19 protein-coding genes and 1 pseudogene are annotated in these 17,465 nt (G+C 38.1%); 11 read left to right on the top strand and 9 right to left on the bottom strand.

Annotated elements, in window-relative coordinates:
- Positions 1 to 227 precede the first annotated feature (227 nt).
- Entirely contained in the window at positions 228 to 815 is a 588-nt protein-coding gene (locus tag B2W36_RS15450; RefSeq protein WP_293888525.1) for a hypothetical protein, read from the bottom strand.
- Complete coding sequence (gene gpmI / locus B2W36_RS15455; RefSeq protein ID WP_293888526.1) at positions 796 to 2,328, bottom strand: 2,3-bisphosphoglycerate-independent phosphoglycerate mutase; 1,533 nt, start codon at positions 2,326 to 2,328, stop codon at positions 796 to 798. Before gpmI ends, B2W36_RS15450 begins: the two co-directional genes overlap by 20 nt.
- 171 nt (positions 2,329 to 2,499) lie before the next feature.
- On the opposite strand from gpmI, the gene B2W36_RS15460 reads away from it, so the two are divergent.
- The 4 genes from B2W36_RS15460 (at position 2,500) to B2W36_RS15475 (ending at position 5,496) form a co-directional block, all read left to right on the top strand.
- On the top strand, positions 2,500 to 2,958 hold the full coding sequence (locus tag B2W36_RS15460; RefSeq protein ID WP_293888527.1) for a DUF4783 domain-containing protein: 459 nt from the start codon (positions 2,500 to 2,502) through the stop codon (positions 2,956 to 2,958).
- Between the two features lie 77 nt (positions 2,959 to 3,035).
- Positions 3,036 to 3,893: a carboxylating nicotinate-nucleotide diphosphorylase gene (gene nadC, locus B2W36_RS15465; RefSeq protein WP_293879455.1), complete on the top strand. Its 858-nt coding sequence runs from the start codon at positions 3,036 to 3,038 to the stop codon at positions 3,891 to 3,893.
- Between the two features lie 14 nt (positions 3,894 to 3,907).
- On the top strand, positions 3,908 to 4,558 hold the full coding sequence (plsY, locus tag B2W36_RS15470; protein ID WP_209577890.1) for a glycerol-3-phosphate 1-O-acyltransferase PlsY: 651 nt from the start codon (positions 3,908 to 3,910) through the stop codon (positions 4,556 to 4,558).
- A gap of 125 nt (positions 4,559 to 4,683) precedes the next feature.
- A complete protein-coding gene (locus B2W36_RS15475; protein WP_293879454.1) occupies positions 4,684 to 5,496 on the top strand; it encodes a M48 family metallopeptidase in 813 nt (270 codons plus the stop codon).
- A 72-nt stretch (positions 5,497 to 5,568) separates the two neighbouring features.
- Here B2W36_RS15475 and B2W36_RS15480 read toward each other — a convergent pair whose 3' ends face one another.
- On the bottom strand, positions 5,569 to 6,045 hold the full coding sequence (locus tag B2W36_RS15480; RefSeq protein ID WP_293888528.1) for a hypothetical protein: 477 nt from the start codon (positions 6,043 to 6,045) through the stop codon (positions 5,569 to 5,571).
- Positions 6,046 to 6,510: 465 nt separating this feature from the next.
- On the opposite strand from B2W36_RS15480, the gene B2W36_RS15485 reads away from it, so the two are divergent.
- On the top strand, positions 6,511 to 9,807 hold the full coding sequence (locus B2W36_RS15485) for a TonB-dependent receptor (protein ID WP_293888530.1): 3,297 nt from the start codon (positions 6,511 to 6,513) through the stop codon (positions 9,805 to 9,807).
- Between the two features lie 599 nt (positions 9,808 to 10,406).
- A pseudogene (locus B2W36_RS22715) lies at positions 10,407 to 10,600 on the top strand (IS256 family transposase); the annotation flags it as partial.
- Positions 10,601 to 10,681: 81 nt separating this feature from the next.
- Here the strand turns inward: B2W36_RS22715 and B2W36_RS15490 are convergent.
- Positions 10,682 to 11,143: a hypothetical protein gene (locus B2W36_RS15490; protein ID WP_293888532.1), complete on the bottom strand. Its 462-nt coding sequence runs from the start codon at positions 11,141 to 11,143 to the stop codon at positions 10,682 to 10,684.
- 43 nt (positions 11,144 to 11,186) lie between these two features.
- Entirely contained in the window at positions 11,187 to 11,822 is a 636-nt protein-coding gene (tmk, locus tag B2W36_RS15495) for a dTMP kinase (protein ID WP_293888534.1), read from the bottom strand.
- Positions 11,823 to 12,215: 393 nt separating this feature from the next.
- Between tmk and B2W36_RS15500 the strand changes: the two genes are divergently transcribed.
- The 4 genes from B2W36_RS15500 (at position 12,216) to B2W36_RS15515 (ending at position 14,641) form a co-directional block, all read left to right on the top strand.
- On the top strand, positions 12,216 to 12,422 hold the full coding sequence (locus B2W36_RS15500; RefSeq protein WP_293888536.1) for a DNA/RNA helicase domain-containing protein: 207 nt from the start codon (positions 12,216 to 12,218) through the stop codon (positions 12,420 to 12,422).
- Between the two features lie 66 nt (positions 12,423 to 12,488).
- Complete coding sequence (locus B2W36_RS22590) at positions 12,489 to 13,400, top strand: RHS repeat-associated core domain-containing protein (protein WP_313448050.1); 912 nt, start codon at positions 12,489 to 12,491, stop codon at positions 13,398 to 13,400.
- A gap of 76 nt (positions 13,401 to 13,476) precedes the next feature.
- A complete protein-coding gene (locus B2W36_RS15510; RefSeq protein WP_293879448.1) occupies positions 13,477 to 13,734 on the top strand; it encodes an Imm32 family immunity protein in 258 nt (85 codons plus the stop codon).
- A 145-nt stretch (positions 13,735 to 13,879) separates the two neighbouring features.
- Positions 13,880 to 14,641, top strand: coding sequence for a S24 family peptidase (locus B2W36_RS15515; RefSeq protein ID WP_293888538.1), 762 nt, complete (start codon positions 13,880 to 13,882; stop codon positions 14,639 to 14,641).
- Here the strand turns inward: B2W36_RS15515 and B2W36_RS22685 are convergent.
- From B2W36_RS22685 to B2W36_RS22690, 3 genes are all read right to left on the bottom strand, one after another.
- Positions 14,607 to 14,789, bottom strand: coding sequence for a macro domain-containing protein (locus tag B2W36_RS22685; RefSeq protein WP_409530108.1), 183 nt, complete (start codon positions 14,787 to 14,789; stop codon positions 14,607 to 14,609). The genes B2W36_RS15515 and B2W36_RS22685 overlap by 35 nt on opposite strands.
- Positions 14,765 to 14,923, bottom strand: coding sequence for a macro domain-containing protein (locus B2W36_RS15520; protein WP_293888540.1), 159 nt, complete (start codon positions 14,921 to 14,923; stop codon positions 14,765 to 14,767). The genes B2W36_RS22685 and B2W36_RS15520 overlap by 25 nt, the downstream gene beginning before the upstream one ends.
- A 62-nt stretch (positions 14,924 to 14,985) precedes the next feature.
- On the bottom strand, positions 14,986 to 15,162 hold the full coding sequence (locus B2W36_RS22690) for a thioredoxin-like domain-containing protein (RefSeq protein WP_409530109.1): 177 nt from the start codon (positions 15,160 to 15,162) through the stop codon (positions 14,986 to 14,988).
- A 289-nt stretch (positions 15,163 to 15,451) separates the two neighbouring features.
- On the opposite strand from B2W36_RS22690, the gene B2W36_RS15525 reads away from it, so the two are divergent.
- Positions 15,452 to 17,011 carry a Fic family protein gene (locus B2W36_RS15525; protein WP_293888542.1) on the top strand — a complete coding sequence of 520 codons (1,560 nt, stop codon included), beginning with the start codon at positions 15,452 to 15,454 and terminating at the stop codon, positions 17,009 to 17,011.
- A 137-nt stretch (positions 17,012 to 17,148) separates the two neighbouring features.
- On the opposite strand, the gene B2W36_RS15530 is transcribed toward B2W36_RS15525, so the two are convergent.
- Positions 17,149 to 17,465 (bottom strand): TlpA family protein disulfide reductase (locus B2W36_RS15530; RefSeq protein WP_293888543.1); only part of this gene is annotated, 317 nt, incomplete at its 5' end.

Here is a 17,465-nt window from a genome sequence, read left to right on the forward strand (position 1 = left end):
TCAAGAGCACGAATGCTGCGAATTTGTTCAATGAGATATCTTTCACGCTGAAATCACTACGTTTAAACCCAAGCTGTCACTCGGATCACTTTATTAATCGGGTCAAAGATAATGAAAATAAAATATAAAGCAATCGTGTTGCATTTATTAATATGATAGAATAATAAAAGGCGCTTCTGAATCAATGTCTCAGAAGCGCCTTTTGCTGATGTATAAGACTTATCGTGTTACTTTTTGGGAGGAATAAACTTGCCGACAATTTCATATTGATTGGCATCTAGTCCCTGAACGTCTTGCAATTTGACAATGCGATAAAGCGAATCGCTGAAGTAGTCTAATTTTTCTTGACTATCGTATAAGCTATTTGTTATGTTTTTATCGATATGGATGTGTTTCACCTTTTCGTTCTTATCAAATTCAATACGCAGTTTCTGTATCTGCAGATCTTTCTTTTTCGCTGTAAATTCGGTCACACAGTCGACAGCACTGACTTCATACAATGAGGGATCGAAATTTTTGCTGATATCAGCAGCTTGAAAAGCGGACAGTTCATTTTTCCAGCTCCCAATTTTCAGCTCGCGCTGTTCTTTTTCTCCATCTTTGCTGACAGATTTTAGCACAGCGGGATTGAGCTGTTGCAAGCGATTGACTTCCGCATTAAAAAACGAATCGACAGAAAATATGTCGGAAAATTTTTGAGGGCTTTTTGTTGCGGAAGGTGATCCACAACTCCAAAAAAGCAGCGCACTACCCGCAAAAAAGGAGCGTGCGCTGCTACTGATTTTATGTACGTTACTATTCTGATACCAATACATTTCCTGTCATTTCAGCTGGGATATTGACGCCCAAAATTTGTAAGACGGTTGGGGCAATATCACCTAATTTACCATTGGCTATTTTTTTGTACTGATCGTCAATCAAAATACAGGGAACCAAATTTGTTGTGTGTGCGGTGTTTGGCGACCCATCATCATTGACCATAAACTCAGAATTGCCATGATCGGCCAAAATTATAAAGGAGTAACCATTTTTAAGACCTGTCTCTACGACCGTTTTGGTACATTGATCCACAGTTTCTACGGCTTTAATGACCGCGTCAAAAACTCCGGTATGGCCTACCATATCTGGATTTGCAAAGTTCAGGCAGATAAAATCAGGCTGAAGTGTTTCCATATCGTTAACGATAGCCGCTGTAATTCCTTGAGCAGACATCTCCGGTTGAAGATCGTAGGTCGCCACTTTGGGTGATGGAACCAACAAACGGTTTTCACCTTTAAATTCTTGTTCACGGCCTCCTGAGAAGAAAAATGTGACGTGTGGATATTTTTCTGTTTCGGCGATACGCGTTTGCGTTTTATGATTAGCCTCCAATACTTCTCCCAACGTGTTGGTTAAGTTATCTTTTTGAAAAACCACTCTCACATTTTGGAAAGTTTCATCATAAGAGGTCATGGTCACATAATATAGATCCAACGGTTTTAGATCATATGCTGGGAATGCCTTCTGGGTTAGTGCGATCGTAATCTCGCGGCCACGATCCGTTCTGAAATTATAACAGAATACCACATCGCCTTCTTGTATTGTAGCCACAGGAGCTCCGTTGGCGTCTACCAAGGCAATTGGTTTCACAAACTCATCTGTTATCCCTTCATCGTATGATTTTTGGATAGCGGCCACCAGGTCATTGGATTTTTCACCTTCCGCTTTTACTAAAAGATCGTATGCTAATTTTACGCGCTCCCATCTATTATCGCGATCCATCGCATAGTACCGACCGATTGCCGATGCGAAGGTACCTGTTGTTGTTGTCAAATACGCCTGTAAGTCTCTCACGTAATTAATGCCCGAGTTTGGATCCGTATCACGGCCATCCAAGAAAGCATGTACAAATACTTGTTCACTGCTCAGTCCAGCATGTTTTGCGGCATCACATAAACCCTTTAAGTGCTTCGTGTGCGCGTGTACGCCACCATCGGAAAGCAAACCGATAAAATGTACCTTTTTGTTATTTGCTAAAGCATATTTAAATGCGTCTTGAATCACTGGATTCGAATTGAATACGCCGTCATTGACCGCTTTGTGAATACGTCCCAATTCTTGGTAGACAATTCTTCCGGCACCAAGATTCATGTGCCCTACCTCAGAGTTACCCATTTGGCCGGCAGGCAAGCCAACAGCTTCGCCCGAAGCTTCTAAAGTTGAGTTTGGATATGCTTCTAATAAATGGTCTAAAAATGGGGTGTTTGCAGCTTCAACTGCATTTGATTTATCGTGTTTTCCATATCCTAGTCCGTCTAGGATCATGAGTGCAACTTTTTTCTTATTCATCGTATAACAAAGATAATCTTAATTTTAGAATCTATCAACGCATCTTAAAAACTTCCCTTGTTAATCACCAATATTTTTATAGGTTTGTGGCATCATTTGTGTTCCATCATAAATGGAACTGCCTAAGGATTGATTTTGATTACAGAATCTGTTCTATACATGTTAAGCTATATGAAACTTTTAAGCCATTGCGGATTTATACTTATTACGAATCTTTTTTTACACAATGCTGCGTTTGGTCATTTTTCGATGCCTGTAAATCCACGGATGGAAGAAAACTTGCCCGGGGCTGATGATTCTTTGGAAAGAATTTCGGAAGAGCTAAAATCATATTTGAAAGAGGGTAATGCAAAAAACATAGCCAAGTATTTTGCCTCAAACATCACCTTGTCGATTTTAGGGGAAAATGGTATTTATACAAAGTACCAATCAGAAATCATGTTGGGGACATTTTTTAATCAGCATAAACCCAAGACAGTAAAACTGACGCAGTCGAGCAATGCCAACAATGGCTATCAATATTTTACCTTTACCTTAGCCACAGAACAGGCCAATTATCGGGTCTTTGTGAAAATAGGAGCAGGGAGTAATAACCACTCCATCGAAGAGTTGAGGATCGACAAAAATTGATCCTGATCCTATTTTTTTTATCAATCTATTTTTCGATTAAAAAATTATTCCACATCTTAGCCCAATAAATAGCATTTATGGAGAAGGAAATCAAGGACTATTTGGCCCAGTTTGTAAAACAAGCTGTCGCGGAGGATTTGGGCGATGGAGATCATACCTCATTGTCGACAATTGAAGCCGGCGCACAAGGTGAAGCGAAGTTGATTGTGAAGGATAACGGCATACTTGCAGGTGTCGAAGTAGCGCAGGCAATTATTGCCTATGTGGACGATAGTTTGGCCTGTGAGGTCTTTATCCAGGATGGAAGTCGGGTTAAGATGGGTGATATTGCTTTTTATGTCAGGGGAAATATCCAAAGTATTTTATTGGCCGAACGTTTGGTGCTGAATGTGATGCAGCGTATGAGTGGTATAGCCACAACAACCCGGCAGTATGTGGATTTGTTAGCAGGTACAGATACAAAAGTTTTGGATACGCGAAAAACGACGCCCTTATTACGTGTGCTAGAGAAAGAAGCCGTGCGCATTGGTGGTGGCACCAATCATCGCTTTGGTCTTTTTGATATGATTTTAATTAAGGATAATCATGTAGACTATAGTGGCGGAATTGTACCGGCGCTAGAGCGGGCAAATGCCTATAGAAAAAGCCTAAATAAACCGATAGAAATAGAAATTGAAGTCCGAAATTTTGTGGAACTTGATGAAGTTCTTAACTTTGGCGAAGTGGATCGAATCATGTTAGATAATTTTTCACCGCAAGATGTTGCCAAAGCTGTTCAGATTATCGACCGTCGGTTCAAGACAGAGGCCTCTGGGGGAATAACATTTGACACGATTAGGTCATATGCGGAGGCCGGGGTAGATTATATTTCAGTAGGTGCTTTGACACACAGTGTGAAGAGCCTGGATCTTAGTCTGAAGGCCAAATTAATATAAGAACTAATTAATTAATGATATCGATTTATTTAGTAATTGCAGTATTACTAGCGTACTTGTTTGGGTCCATACCAACGGCTGTTTGGTTGGGACAGGCATTTTATGGGGTAGATGTTCGTGAGTATGGTAGTGGTAATGCTGGGGCGACTAATACCTTTCGTGTGTTGGGACCGAAAGCGGGATCGATCGTGATGTTTGTCGATATTTTTAAAGGCTGGACAGCAACCAATCTGGCTTATCTAATAGAACTGGGGCAAAATACGAGCGATGTTCAGTTTGTTAACTTTCAGTTGGCATTGGGCGTTATCGCGGTATTGGGGCATTTATTTCCTGTATTTGCGGGATTCAGAGGAGGGAAGGGCGTAGCAACGCTCTGTGGTATGATTCTCGCTATCCATACACCTGCAGCCTTGGTTTGTGTTTCTGTATTTGTTATTATCCTACTGACCACCCATTACGTTTCATTGGGTTCCATTTCGGCAGGATTTGCATTTCCATTCAGTTTGGCCTTTATATTCAAAACAACGATACCTTCGGTGCTTCTCTACGGAATAGCGATTTGTATCCTCTTGTTGATTACCCACCAAAAGAATATAGAGCGTCTGTTAAAGGGGCATGAGTCCAAGATCTACCTTTTTAAGAAAAAAGCGAAGGAAAAAGAATAGGCACAATAATTGCATCCGCTACGATGGATTAATAAATTATTGTAAAATATCCATGTTGGATGCGCTGATAAGCGATTATCTTTCGCTTTGAAACTCCATATGGCCCTTGAAATAAAATATAAACTATGAACGGAATGTTTAAGTATTCAGCTATGGTATTAGCGTGTGTAACACTGGCATCGGGGTTGTCAGGTTGTGCAACTTCTGCTGTTACCGGGAAAAAATATTTGAAATTGGTCAGTGCTGATCAAGTGAACGAGCAAGCTGCATTGGCTTATAAAGATTTTTTATCGAAGAATAGTTCAAAAGTAGTCACTGGAACTTCTGATGCGGCAATGGTTAAACGTGTGGGCAATAAACTGGCCACAGCGGTGAACCAATATTTGCAAAGCACTGGTCGCGCCAATCAATTTAACTTCAATTGGGAATTCAACTTAGTAAGGAGCGATGATGTGAACGCCTGGTGTATGCCTGGTGGTAAAGTGGCGGTTTATACCGGAATTTTGCCTGTTACACGTACTGAAGCCGGACTTGCCACAGTAATGGGGCATGAGATAGCCCATGCGATTGAGGAGCATTCCGTAGCGCAGGCTTCGAATCAGATTGCTTTGCAATTGGGCGGACAGATTTTAGGTTCCGCAGCCGGGGTATCTGGCAACAGTACCCTTGGAGTTTTCAATAATCTTTACGGTTTGGGAGGGAATTTGGCGCAGTTGAAATTCTCCAGAAGCGATGAATCCGATGCAGATGCAGCCGGATTGATTATTATGGCCTTGGCGGGATATAATCCAAACGAAGCGGTCGATTTTTGGAAGCGTATGGCCTCGGGAAGTCAGAAAGGGCAGCCAGAGTTTTTGAGTACACACCCCAGCGATGAGCGACGTATTGCGGATATTCAAAAATTAATTCCGAATGCGATGAAATATTATAAAAAATAATCGATTGATAGGATATCAAAAGAGGGATCTGCGCGAGCAGATCCCTCTTTTTTTGCATCATATTTTATCAAGTTACACCCCGGCTAGCGCATCGCTAACGCCGAGCACTACACCGATGACCAATCCCATAAAATTAAAAGCGATGGTAATGATAACCATGATGCCAATAAATTTGTAGTGTTTTTTTAACGCGTCCAAGCACAGCTCCAGCTGAATGGTGTCGCGGTTTTCAATTGCTTTTTTCGCTTTAGATCCGAAATTATACAGAAAATAGATGGGAAGGCAAAAGAAAGCAAGAAAGAGCAGGTACAGGACACCGAAAGTGGATAAGGCCCCCGCTGTGACATATTCGTCTGCACCGAGTGACAATGCGCTTGCGCCAAAGATCAGGCTAACCATGGTGATGGCTGAGATGCCGATGAAAATAAAACAAACGATGGCCAAAAAATTAGCCCATTTTGCTGCTGAAGCTAAAAAAGCGAGTCCTGCTGGAGACAGTTTAAGGTCTGCAGGTTCTAGAAAAGAAGAATTTTGAATACCGTCTTCCATGAAGCGTAAAATATTAGGTGTGCGAATTTCAGAAATGTTCTTGGCTTTTGAAACAAGTTTTTATACAAAACGTCCAACGTATACAATCGTTTAGATTTTTTCAATTCGTTAGGCTCTAGTCGTGCAATTGCTACAGGAAACTCAATTGTATAAGGTAATTTTCAACTGTTAGGAAATTAGCTAAAAATTTTTAAAAAATTAAATTCCGATTGGAAGAATGTTGTTACAAAAAAAAAATCCAGAATCGATGTGGAAAACTATTTTTCATCAGATAATTAGAATGTAAATGCTGGTTTAAAACATCTTACAACGTTTTTTTTCGTGATAAATTATATGTCGATGTCTGATTTTTGGTGTGGATTTCATGAAATGGGTGTGGTTTAGTGTGTTAAGTTTATATTAAGTCCTTTGTAATTTCAAATCTCTTAGTAATTTTGCTTAACATTTTTTAACAAATCACATTATATGAAAAGATCTTTACTCTTTTTCGCTCTTGTTATGGCTAGTTATGGTGCTGTACAAGCTCAGGTTACAACAAGTAGCGTTACAGGTATTGTAAAAGAGGCAAACGGCAGTGTAACTTCGGGTGCTACGATTAAGGCTACGCACGTCCCTTCAGGAACAGTTTACTCTGGTTCTTCAAATGCAGCCGGTCGCTTTAACCTACCAGCGATGCGTGTTGGCGGACCTTATAAGGTTGAAGTTACGTATGTAGGACAACAACCAGTTGTATATGAAGATGTTTATTTGCAATTAGGTGAGCCTTTCGTCCTGAACCCTGTTTTCAGTGACAACAGTACCACACTAGGAGAGGTTGTAGTAACTGGAGTAAATACTTTAAAAAGTGAAAGGAATGGAGCTTCCACTATCGTTGGACGTCGCCAGATTGAAAATTTGCCATCTATTTCACGTAGTGTAAATGATTTGACAAGATTAACGCCTCAGGCAAATGGAACAGCTATTGGTGGTGGGAATTATCGAGCGAATAACTTTACCGTAGATGGAGCTAATTTCAATAATCAATTCGGTATTGGTCAAAATATTCCAGCGAATGGCTCGCCAATTTCTATTGATGCGATTGAGCAAATATCAGTAAATGTGACACCGTTTGATGTACGTCAATCAGGTTTTACAGGGGCTGCCGTGAATGCTGTTACCCGTTCCGGACGTAATGATTTCTTTGGTACAGCATTCTATACAGGTAGGTCTGATAATCAGCAAGGTACAAGGGTGAAAGACGTAACCATTCCTGTAAATCAGTTGTCAGTAAAACAATTTGGGGCTAGTTTAGGTGGACCTATCATTAAAAATAAGTTGTTTTTCTTCGTTAATTTTGAAAGAAGTGAAACAACAGAGCCGGGTACAAACAAAGTTGCCTCTACAGAGGCTGCGCCTGCGGGATCTGCTAGTTACATTGTGAGACCATCCGAAACATTTTTGAATGGAGTTAAAGATTACTTGTTAAAGACATACGGATATGATCCAGGTGTATATCAAGGCTATGATAATGATATTAGTAACACCAAAATTTTTGGTAGATTAGATTGGAATATAGCCGATAAGCATAAGTTAAGTTTCAAATATAACCAAGTAAAAAGCCATGACGTTGGTGGGTTGAGTTCTTCAACGACAAATTCAGGCGTATCATTCTCCAGTGCAAATAACAGACTTTCTAATAACGCATTATACTTTTCTAATTCAAATTACTTACAAAATTCGAATTTGTATTCAGGAACGATGGAGTATACGGGAAATTTAGGCGCTAATCTTAATCACACTGCACGGATCTCATATGTTAAACAAAACGAACCAAGGAGTTCGAATAGTGCATTGTTTCCATTAGTTGATATAAAAGACGGAGCATCTGTTATCACTACATTTGGTTATGAACCATTTACCTATGGCAATTTAAGGGACGTAGCGACTGTTACTGCTAATTATGACTTGAACTATATTGTAAATAATCATAATTTCACTGGAGGTTTTCAATTCGAAACAAGTACGACAAAGAATGGCTTTCAACGTTTTGGAACAGGATACTACGTGTTTGATTCTTGGGCGGACTTTACATCTGGAGCGAAACCAAGTAATTATGCTATCACTTATCCTTTAACGGCTGATGGTTCACAAGCGTATCCAAGTTTTAAATTTAATCAGTACTCATTGTATTTACAGGATGAATTTACTGTAAATGAAAAATTGAAATTAACAGGTGGTTTACGTTTTGAATTGCCGACCTTTCCTGGTGTAGCAGAAATTAAAACCCATCCATTAGTACAAAAATTATCATTTGCAGATGGTGAACAAGTTAATACTGGCACTCTACCGAAATCTAGGGTGATGGTATCTCCTCGATTTGGCTTTAATTACGACGCTCTTGGAGATCGCTCGTTGATCGTTCGAGGTGGATCAGGTGTATTTACAGGAAGAATTCCTTTTGTTTGGATAGTAGCCCAATCAGGGGATGCTGGAATGCTCCAATTTACAGATACATATAGTGGTAAGACAAACCCAAATATGCCTGATTTCGACCCAAATATTACAGCTAATATCCCTACGACTAAGCCTGAAGGAGGTACTAAAATTCCATCAAGTATATCTTATATGGATAAGAACTTGAAATTTCCTTCAACGTGGAAATCAAGTGTAGCTGTCGATTATAAATTGCCGTATGGAATCGTTGCGACTGTAGAGGGGATTTATAATAAAGATATTAATGCTGTTGTTGCAAAGAATATGAATTTGGTTGATCCTAAAGAATTAGGTATTAGTGGATATGGTGATAATAGGATGATTTATCCGAATGCTAATATTGATAAATATATCAATAAATTAGATGCTAATGGGCAAGCTTCATCTACAGCGACAGGTAGTTTCTCTGCGATTAAGATGCTAAATGCAAAAGGTGGTCATTATTGGTCCGCATCTGTTCAATTGGCTAAAAGCTTCGATCAAGGTTTTGCCGCCTCAATTGCATATGTTCGTAGTGGAGCTAAAAACTACGGTGATGGGTCTGGAGACCAAATTGCTAATTTATGGAGCCTTCCAATGCAAAGTTCTGGAAACCCTAACAATGCAAGTCTAAGCTATACATCCAACATTGTTCCTGATCGTATTGTGGCATCAGCAAGTTATACAAATAAGTGGATCAAGAACCTTAATACTTCAATGACATTATTCTATTCTGGTTCTTCTACAGGTCGCATATCTTATTACTATACGGCGGACTTTAATAGAGACGGTTGGAATGGAAATGATTTGATCTATGTACCAAAAGATGCATCAGAAATTACCTTTGTCGATATTCCAACTGGTTTATCAGACTATTCAGGTAAAGCCTATACAGCGAAAGAACAATCTGAAATCTTTTGGAATCTAGTTGACGGTGATAAATATTTGAGTAGTAGAAAAGGACAATATGCTGAACGTAATGGCGGAGCTATGCCGTGGAGACATCAATTCGATTTTAGGTTATCTCAGGAGTTGTTCAACGGAATTGGAGGCAAGAAAAATTCTTTAGAATTCTTTTGGGATATATTCAATGTTGGAAACTTATTGAATCCTTCGTGGGGAGTTTATAAATTTGCTAACAATGGCCTACTTAATCCAAGAAACGTTTCAAGTTTAGGCGATGGAACTACGAAACCTACATTCCAATTAGGTGCTGCAAATGGAGATATCATTCGATCAACTACGCGTGTTAATGAATCGATTTCATCAACTTATTATATGCAGTTCGGTGTTAAATTTAAATTTAACTAAGAATAATATAATAAATTAATCTACGACACCCCAAAAGCTTGATGATAGCTTTTGGGGTGTTTTTATTATAAAACTGATAATTAAAGTAGTGTTTTATGCTGTTATCCCGCGTATGGATAAAGCGCTTCATAAGAATGGATATAACACAGTAATAGCGCTGTTTACTCAACAGTTGCGTAGGCCTATTGACAAAGGAGACAAGTACAATAAGAGTACTTATCCAGTACAACTAAACTACAGAAAAGAACTTTGTTTACTTTTGGGACGCAAGGCATCAGTAGCGTTTTGATCTATTAGCCAAAATCTGTCAATGAAGTTGAATTTGTCAATGCCGTAGATAAAAGTGGAAAGGGATGATTTACTATAGACGAACACAAAAAAGCGTACACGAAGTTTATCATTGATAATGGATTAACTAAATACCACGGTAAGGAAAAGCTGTAGCTGAATTGCCAGCATAACTATATTCCAATGGCTGAAAAATACGTTGCTTAATATTGCATCCATAAACCATAAAAATCGAAAGGATCTTTATCCGCAGACCTTCAAAAAATCAGCAGATCTATAGTTCATAGGGCGGATACATTTATTGGAGAGAAATGTACGGTCAGATACGAAAAATCCCTAAGTCTAAAGGCGCTTTCAGTTCTCAACAGACCTAATGAAATTAATGTATTTGATCATAAAGGATATCGCAAAAAAATGGACGATGCCAATGCATAACTGGGGTTTGACCATATCCCAACTTTATATTAGATTTGGGGACAGACTCACACTGGAAAGAGTTTTTTAAGATTTTAATCTAATGACAAAGTTGACGTTACACTCCCCGAATTGCACTTGTAGGGTGCTTAATAATACATATATGTTATTATCAGTCTTTCGATTTAATGTAGCTAAGAAAAGTTTCCAGTATCCTTTCAAATACTTCGGGTGAATAGTTTTCTAATTCTAAGTTGTTTAGAACTTTGAAATAGTTCAAATCGTCTGATACAGGAAGAGGATTGACTGTCGTTTCTGATTTTAATAACCCGTATGATATAATACCCTCTATTTCATTGAGTATTAAATCTTGTTCGTCAAATAATTCTTTATTCAATTGTTCATAATCTGTAGTAAAATCCTTAACACCAAGTTTTCCATTTATAATCGCCTTTACAGCTATTAATATAACTTCTATTGCTAATTTGTCATCAATACCATGTTTGGAGGCTTTACCAGCCTGAAGCATTAAAAGATCCACAAAAGTATCGGGTCTTGCTATCCTCCAGAATAATCCCTCTTGCTTGATGTTCTCTTTTAATGTGGAATAGATAGAAGATATGTTATTTTTCATTATTGACCATCCTCTCAATAATTTAGTTATACACAATTGCTAATTACCTAACGACGAATTGTAATTCTTTGACTTTATCGAAAATATCACAACTTACTTCTTCTATACTACGACTACCATCTATAATTGACACATTTTCGACATCTTTTAAATGATCAAAAGCTTCATAATACTTACTCCTTACTTTTTTTAGATTTTCAAGGTTTTCAAATATTTCTAAAGAGCTTCTATCTTTATTTAATCGCTCCATACTAACTTCCGGTAAAACATCTATATAAATATTTATGTCAGGTTTTAAAAGATTTTGACTAATTGAGTTTGCTTCAACTAACCACTCTAAATCTATATCATCAGCATGATACGCATATGAAGAAAAATAATATCTATCACATACAACAGTATAGCCCTCTTCTAGTTTTTTTAATATTCCATTTACAGGATTTAAAAGGTGATCGATTCTATCTGCAACGAATAAAGCTGCTATTGCTCGATTATCTGAAATAATTCTCCGATTGAAAATATTCCGTATTAAAGAGCCAATAGGACTATCGGTAGGTTCAAATGTGCTATATATCTTGTGCCCTTCCTTTACAAGTTTTTCTTTCAACAATTTTGCTTGGGTACTTTTACCACTACCATCAATACCTTCAAAAACTATAAATAGATTGTTTCGCGTCATTACATCTCGATATTAGTACGCAAATATAGCTTAAAATAATTTTTGATTTACGCTGCATTCAATAAAATCTTTTTTACGTGAATAATAGTGGCATTTATTACAAAATTCACAGTGGGTAATATTTGTTTTATTTTCAAAATATTTGGAGATGTAATCGTTGTCCGCTAAAATAGGTCTACCTATAGAGTAGGTTCCCATTTCCAGAAAATATTCGTGTAATGTTAATTGACTTCTTAAAACAGATTAAAAATGACCTACCTACACCGGATATATTTGCTGCAATGGGAATAAAAGGAGCAGATGCTAATCAGATTTGGCTACTATTCTAAATGTTTTTGAAATAAAAGAAGAAGAGATATAAAAATTTTATTTAATTGTTCCATTACACAATTCATGTTAAAGTCTCTGACAGGTTTTTCTTGGACTAAGCAGGCTGAGGCCGACGGAGAATTGAAAAAAGATGTCATTATAGGCTATTATATCCGTCCCTGGAATGCAGATGAAAAGACGAAGGGTATGTGCCGTGGCATCCCGAAGTCAAAGTACTGGGCATACGAAGATGCTGGGATAGATCAGGTGGGATGTATTTACACTGCTTAACTAGCACTACCGATTTTATTTGCAAGTCCAGGTACGGCGACAGCACCAGTTGCTACAGTGATGCAGATGCAGGATTACTATCCATTCGGTAAGACGAAATCTATTGCAACGAGTATCAATAATAAGTATCTTTATAATGGCAAGGAGATGCAGACTGACCTGAATGGTGGTGCGCATACCTTGGGAAGTTCTTATGTACTGGAAGGGCTGCTGGATTACGGAGCACGTTTTTATGATGCGGAGATAGGAAGATGGAATGTAGTTGATCCGGCAGCGGATATGATGAGGAGGCACAGTCCGTATAATTATGCTTTCAACAATCCGATCAGGTTTATTGATCCTGACGGAATGGCACCTAGAGCTGGTCAACATGGTATGTATTATGACTATGATGAACAACGATACCGCGATGAGCAAGGGAATGATGTAAGCCTTGATCAAGCCATGGCTTATCATCAGCAAGGAGGAGATGATGGATGGTTGCAAAAGTTAATGGCTATGATGGGTATTGGGTCGGGGTCAGGTCCTAAGAATACTGAGGAAGCTCAACAGATTTCATCAAATAGATCTGCCGTTGATAAACTTAGTAAAAAAGCTGATAAAGCTGATGAAGAGATTTCTGAATGGCCGGTTCTTGGAGGGTTATATCAATTAGTGAAATATGGCTCTGGTAGTTTTTCAAATAAACCAAATTATCTTTTAGCTGGGATTGGTTTTTTATCAACAGGGTTAAATATTTCAGGTGCTAATGATATTACCATTACATATAAATCTTTAGCGAAATTAGGTCTTAGAGACGGAATGAGGATGTCTGCAAATGAAGTGCTGGATATGGCTCAACAATTTCTTGGAAAGGGATACAAAGAAGCAGTTCCAGGGAGTGGGAGATTTATTTCTTCTGACGGTAAAAGACTATTTAGAATGGGAGTGAGTGATATTACAGGTGCACATGGAGGAGGGCCGCATGTCAATTTCTAAACTTTAATTCCTAATCCCGCTAAACAGGGAAAAATGATGGTGAAAGATAATTATCACATATTTTTAATTGATTAAAATGACTATAGATGTTATAATACCTGAATATTCAGAAGATAAGGGCTTTCAAATTACTTGGGAACATGGGTTTGAAATCGAGGCAAAAATAGAGGGCGGATCTTTAATGATTTCAGCTAATAAAGCGGCACTTGTTTCAATAGCAAAGCAATTATTGACTCTAGCTCAGGATAATGTGCCTAAAGACTATCATTATCATTTGGATGAGTACAATTCCTTAGAAGAGGGATCGATACCATTAATTTTTCATAAGCTATAGCTCTTTTTAGGATAAGCTTGAATGTGAAATTTATTGAATTATAACAGGTTTTCCACAAAGAAGCAGAGACAGGACTGTCCAGATTGGTTGCAGGCTTTAGCTGGGAATATAAGACCAAGGATAAAAAAATAGGCACCTTTACGATATGACCATTGAGGGAATAGATCTTCGTTGGAATTCGACAGCTAAAGATTGGATCAATTCAAAAAATGCGATAAATGAAGTAGGGAGTATACATACCGTATTTGGCAATGACCTTAATTATATCGCTATTGTTTTTGGTAAAGAGATCGACTATGATCCTATTGCTAAAACTATCGTGGTGTATCGGGATGAATATAAAGATACAAATGGGAAGAATAGCACCGATGACTTTGATTTATTATTCTATGTCAAAAATATCTACAAGACATTGATGTTTAGAGGGATTAGGGGCGTCTACATTTATGTGTGTAATCCAAATCTTAAAGCCTATTTAAGTCAGCATATGGAGGTTGTGACAGGTAATAGCGAAAACGAATCACAAGTCATTCCTTCATGTCGTATTAGTTCCGAACCTACAGCAGGCTCTATACCATATTACGATCTAGAAATCGCAGCAGGCAGTTTTTCCGAGTTACAGCAAAGTGAGACTTTGCAGTATAAGTATATTGAAGTTGAAGGATGCTATCAGGATCCAAAACGTTATTTTGCCTGTAAAGTGATTGGGGAATCCATGAATAAGATTATTTCCAATGGTTCGATCTGCTTATTTGAACGTTATCAAGGTGGTTCCAGAAACGGATTGATCTGTTTGGTTGAATCTAGTAGTTTTGAGGATCGCGATTTTGGAGCCAATTATACCATTAAAAGTATTCCAGTCAAGTCCACCATTACCAGCTCCCAAAGGGGGGGGGGATGGCAATAGATCTAATATTTCTTTGTTTTATAATTTTGATTAGATCTCTTAATCCAGCTTCTATATAGGAGTATTCAGATCGCTTTCTCCAGATTGTCTTTGTTGGGAAATTAATTATAAGTTTGTTCCCGCCTAAGAGGTTTTCTTCCTCGTACACGAATAACTTGCCGATACCGATATCTCCGTTTTTACACGCTTACGATATTCTTTGTAGTTGCCGGGATATTCATTCTTAAATTGTAGTGCAATACCTTTTCCCGTTACACCATCCGTATTAACAGTATTAACCAACGCCTCTGCATTGGAATCGAGTGAATTTAATGTCCTTGATTGCGTTGAAGTCTAATATATCTTCAATTTGTCCAATCATATTTATTGTTTCTTTGATATTTTTGCCATTCTAAAATATTTTCATCTGTTGAAAGACCGATAACTTCGACTTTTTTATCTTTCAATGATTTCGAAATTAACTTCATTTTCGTATGGTCATCCCTGCATGGGGTGCAGCCCAAATACCAAAAGTCCAGCAAATAATATTAAAGGGAACGGACATGCTCCGTGAAGGCGGTGTTCTGGCTTTCATAACTTCTCAGGTGTTGCACAAATGCCTCTATTTAGTATGAGTTTTACAGAATTGTAAAGTTTACGAAAATTCTGTATTATTTAAAAAAAAACACTGTTTAATATAATTACCACATCATAATAAAATAAAATAAACACGTCTTGTTTTAATAAAAAAATCACAACAATATTTACTAAATTTATCACATCTATTTTTAATAAAAATAACACAGCAGTGTTTAATAAATTTATAAGGTTATGGCAACACCACGTGAAAGATTTGTAGAAGCCTTAAAATTCTTGCAAGAACTACAGGAAAAGGGGATTGTAGGCATTCATACCGATGATATGCCGAACCGGAAATACCGTGAGATACTTTCCAAGAATGGTTTTATACGAGAGGTAGCTAAAGGATGGTATATCACCACCAGTCCGGAGGAAAAGGATGGTGAGACAATAGCCTGGTATAGCTCTTATTGGGATTTTATTGCTGTATTTCTGGAAAGAAAGTATGGTGATAATTGGTGCCTGTCTGCCGATCAGTCACTATTGCTACATGCGGCCAATCAGTCGGTACCACAGCAATTGCTTGTTCGTTCGCCGCAAGGAAACAACAATCCTACGCCGTTGCCACATAATACTTCATTGTTCAATATGCGTGGAGAGCTGCCATCTGCAGATCAGCTTATGGTAACTCCAAATGGTATCCGGATGTACAATCTACAGTCGGCATTAATATACAGTTCTGCCAGCACCTATACCCGTAATGCTATTGATGCACGCACAGTATTGTCACTGATACGCGATGCTTCGGAGCTTTTACCAGTACTTCTAGAGAACGGACATACTACTTTAGCCGGACGCCTTGCCGGCGCTTTCCGTAATATTGACAGGGACAAGATAGCCGATCAAATTATAGACACTTTTAAGCAGGCAGACTATGATATCCGTGAAGAAGATCCTTTTGAAAGCAAACTGGACCTAAAGTTGTCCACCCGTGAACGTTCACCCTACGCAAACCGTATACGCCTGATGTGGACACAAATGCGTGAAGTTGTGATCAAAAGCTTTCCTGCTTCACCCGGCATTCCAGCCAATCATGATTTGTATATTAAAAATATAGACGATATATATTTGACAGATGCTTATCACTCACTATCCATTGAGCGTTACCGAGTAACGCCCGAGCTTATTGCCAAGGTAAGTTCAGGCGAATGGAATGCCAAGGAAAATGAGGAAGACCTTAAGCAACGTGATGCGATGGCTGCCAGAGGCTACTATCAAGCTTTCCTTTCTGTAAAAGAAAGTGTAAGAGCTGTTTTACAAGGGAAAAATGCCGGTATACAAGCAGATATGGATCATTCAAAATGGTATAGAGAGCTGTTTGACCCAAGCGTAACTGCTGGAATACTGAAAGCATCAGATCTTGCCGGTTATCGTAACCATCAGGTATATATAGGTAATTCAAAGCATGTTCCACTTAGCGTAGACGCTATGAGAGATGCTATGCCTATATTGTTTGAAATGCTCGAAGAAGAACCAGAAGCATCTGTTAGGGCTGTTTTAGGACATTTTATATTTGTATTCATTCACCCTTACATGGATGGTAACGGACGTATTGGAAGATTCTTAATGAATGCCATGCTGGCTTCTGGAGGCTATCCTTGGACAGTGATACCCGTGGAAAGAAGAGGTGAATATATGCAAGCGCTTGAAAAAGCAAGCGTAGATCAGGATATTGCTCCTTTTGCTGCTTTTGTTGGTTATCTGGTTAACGAGGGAATGAAAGGAAAAGCTGTAGCTGAATTGCCGGCATAACTATACCTTTTCAGTGATACAGATAAATATGCAGTGCTTTTGGAGTGTAAAAATGTTTTTACTGGTAAAAAAGATCATAAAATATTTGAGAAATCACAGAATAAAATTATGTAGAGCTTTTAGAGTCTGAAAGTAAATTATTTTAGTTTATCCAAAAAATCATATTGAAATTGATCAATATTTGCAAAAACACCTATGAAATTATAGTTACGATCTATGAGAAAATAAGAAGGATAAGAACTTATTTTAAGATCATTGAGAAGCATATTTGTTTCAGGTACTGCATAATTTGTCCAATCATATTCATTGTTTCGTAGATATCTTTGCCATTCTGCAATATTTTCATCTGTTGAAAGACCGATAACTTCGACTTTTTTATCTTTCAATGATTTCGACATTAATTTTATTTTCTTATGGTCTTCCCTGCATGGGGGTATCCATCCTACCAAGTACA

This window comes from Sphingobacterium sp. UBA3549 (assembly GCF_002376635.1).
Classification (GTDB): Bacteria; Bacteroidota; Bacteroidia; order Sphingobacteriales; family Sphingobacteriaceae; genus Sphingobacterium.

Coding starts and splice junctions, on each gene's coding strand:
- B2W36_RS15450 (WP_293888525.1), bottom strand. CDS start 815: ATGTATTGGTATCAGAATAGTAACGTACATAAAATCAGTAGCAGCGCA.
- gpmI (WP_293888526.1), bottom strand. CDS start 2,328: ATGAATAAGAAAAAAGTTGCACTCATGATCCTAGACGGACTAGGATAT.
- B2W36_RS15460 (WP_293888527.1), top strand. CDS start 2,500: ATGAAACTTTTAAGCCATTGCGGATTTATACTTATTACGAATCTTTTT.
- nadC (WP_293879455.1), top strand. CDS start 3,036: ATGGAGAAGGAAATCAAGGACTATTTGGCCCAGTTTGTAAAACAAGCT.
- plsY (WP_209577890.1), top strand. CDS start 3,908: ATGATATCGATTTATTTAGTAATTGCAGTATTACTAGCGTACTTGTTT.
- B2W36_RS15475 (WP_293879454.1), top strand. CDS start 4,684: ATGAACGGAATGTTTAAGTATTCAGCTATGGTATTAGCGTGTGTAACA.
- B2W36_RS15480 (WP_293888528.1), bottom strand. CDS start 6,045: ATGGAAGACGGTATTCAAAATTCTTCTTTTCTAGAACCTGCAGACCTT.
- B2W36_RS15485 (WP_293888530.1), top strand. CDS start 6,511: ATGAAAAGATCTTTACTCTTTTTCGCTCTTGTTATGGCTAGTTATGGT.
- B2W36_RS15490 (WP_293888532.1), bottom strand. CDS start 11,143: ATGAAAAATAACATATCTTCTATCTATTCCACATTAAAAGAGAACATC.
- tmk (WP_293888534.1), bottom strand. CDS start 11,822: ATGACGCGAAACAATCTATTTATAGTTTTTGAAGGTATTGATGGTAGT.
- B2W36_RS15500 (WP_293888536.1), top strand. CDS start 12,216: ATGTTAAAGTCTCTGACAGGTTTTTCTTGGACTAAGCAGGCTGAGGCC.
- B2W36_RS22590 (WP_313448050.1), top strand. CDS start 12,489: ATGCAGGATTACTATCCATTCGGTAAGACGAAATCTATTGCAACGAGT.
- B2W36_RS15510 (WP_293879448.1), top strand. CDS start 13,477: ATGACTATAGATGTTATAATACCTGAATATTCAGAAGATAAGGGCTTT.
- B2W36_RS15515 (WP_293888538.1), top strand. CDS start 13,880: ATGACCATTGAGGGAATAGATCTTCGTTGGAATTCGACAGCTAAAGAT.
- B2W36_RS15525 (WP_293888542.1), top strand. CDS start 15,452: ATGGCAACACCACGTGAAAGATTTGTAGAAGCCTTAAAATTCTTGCAA.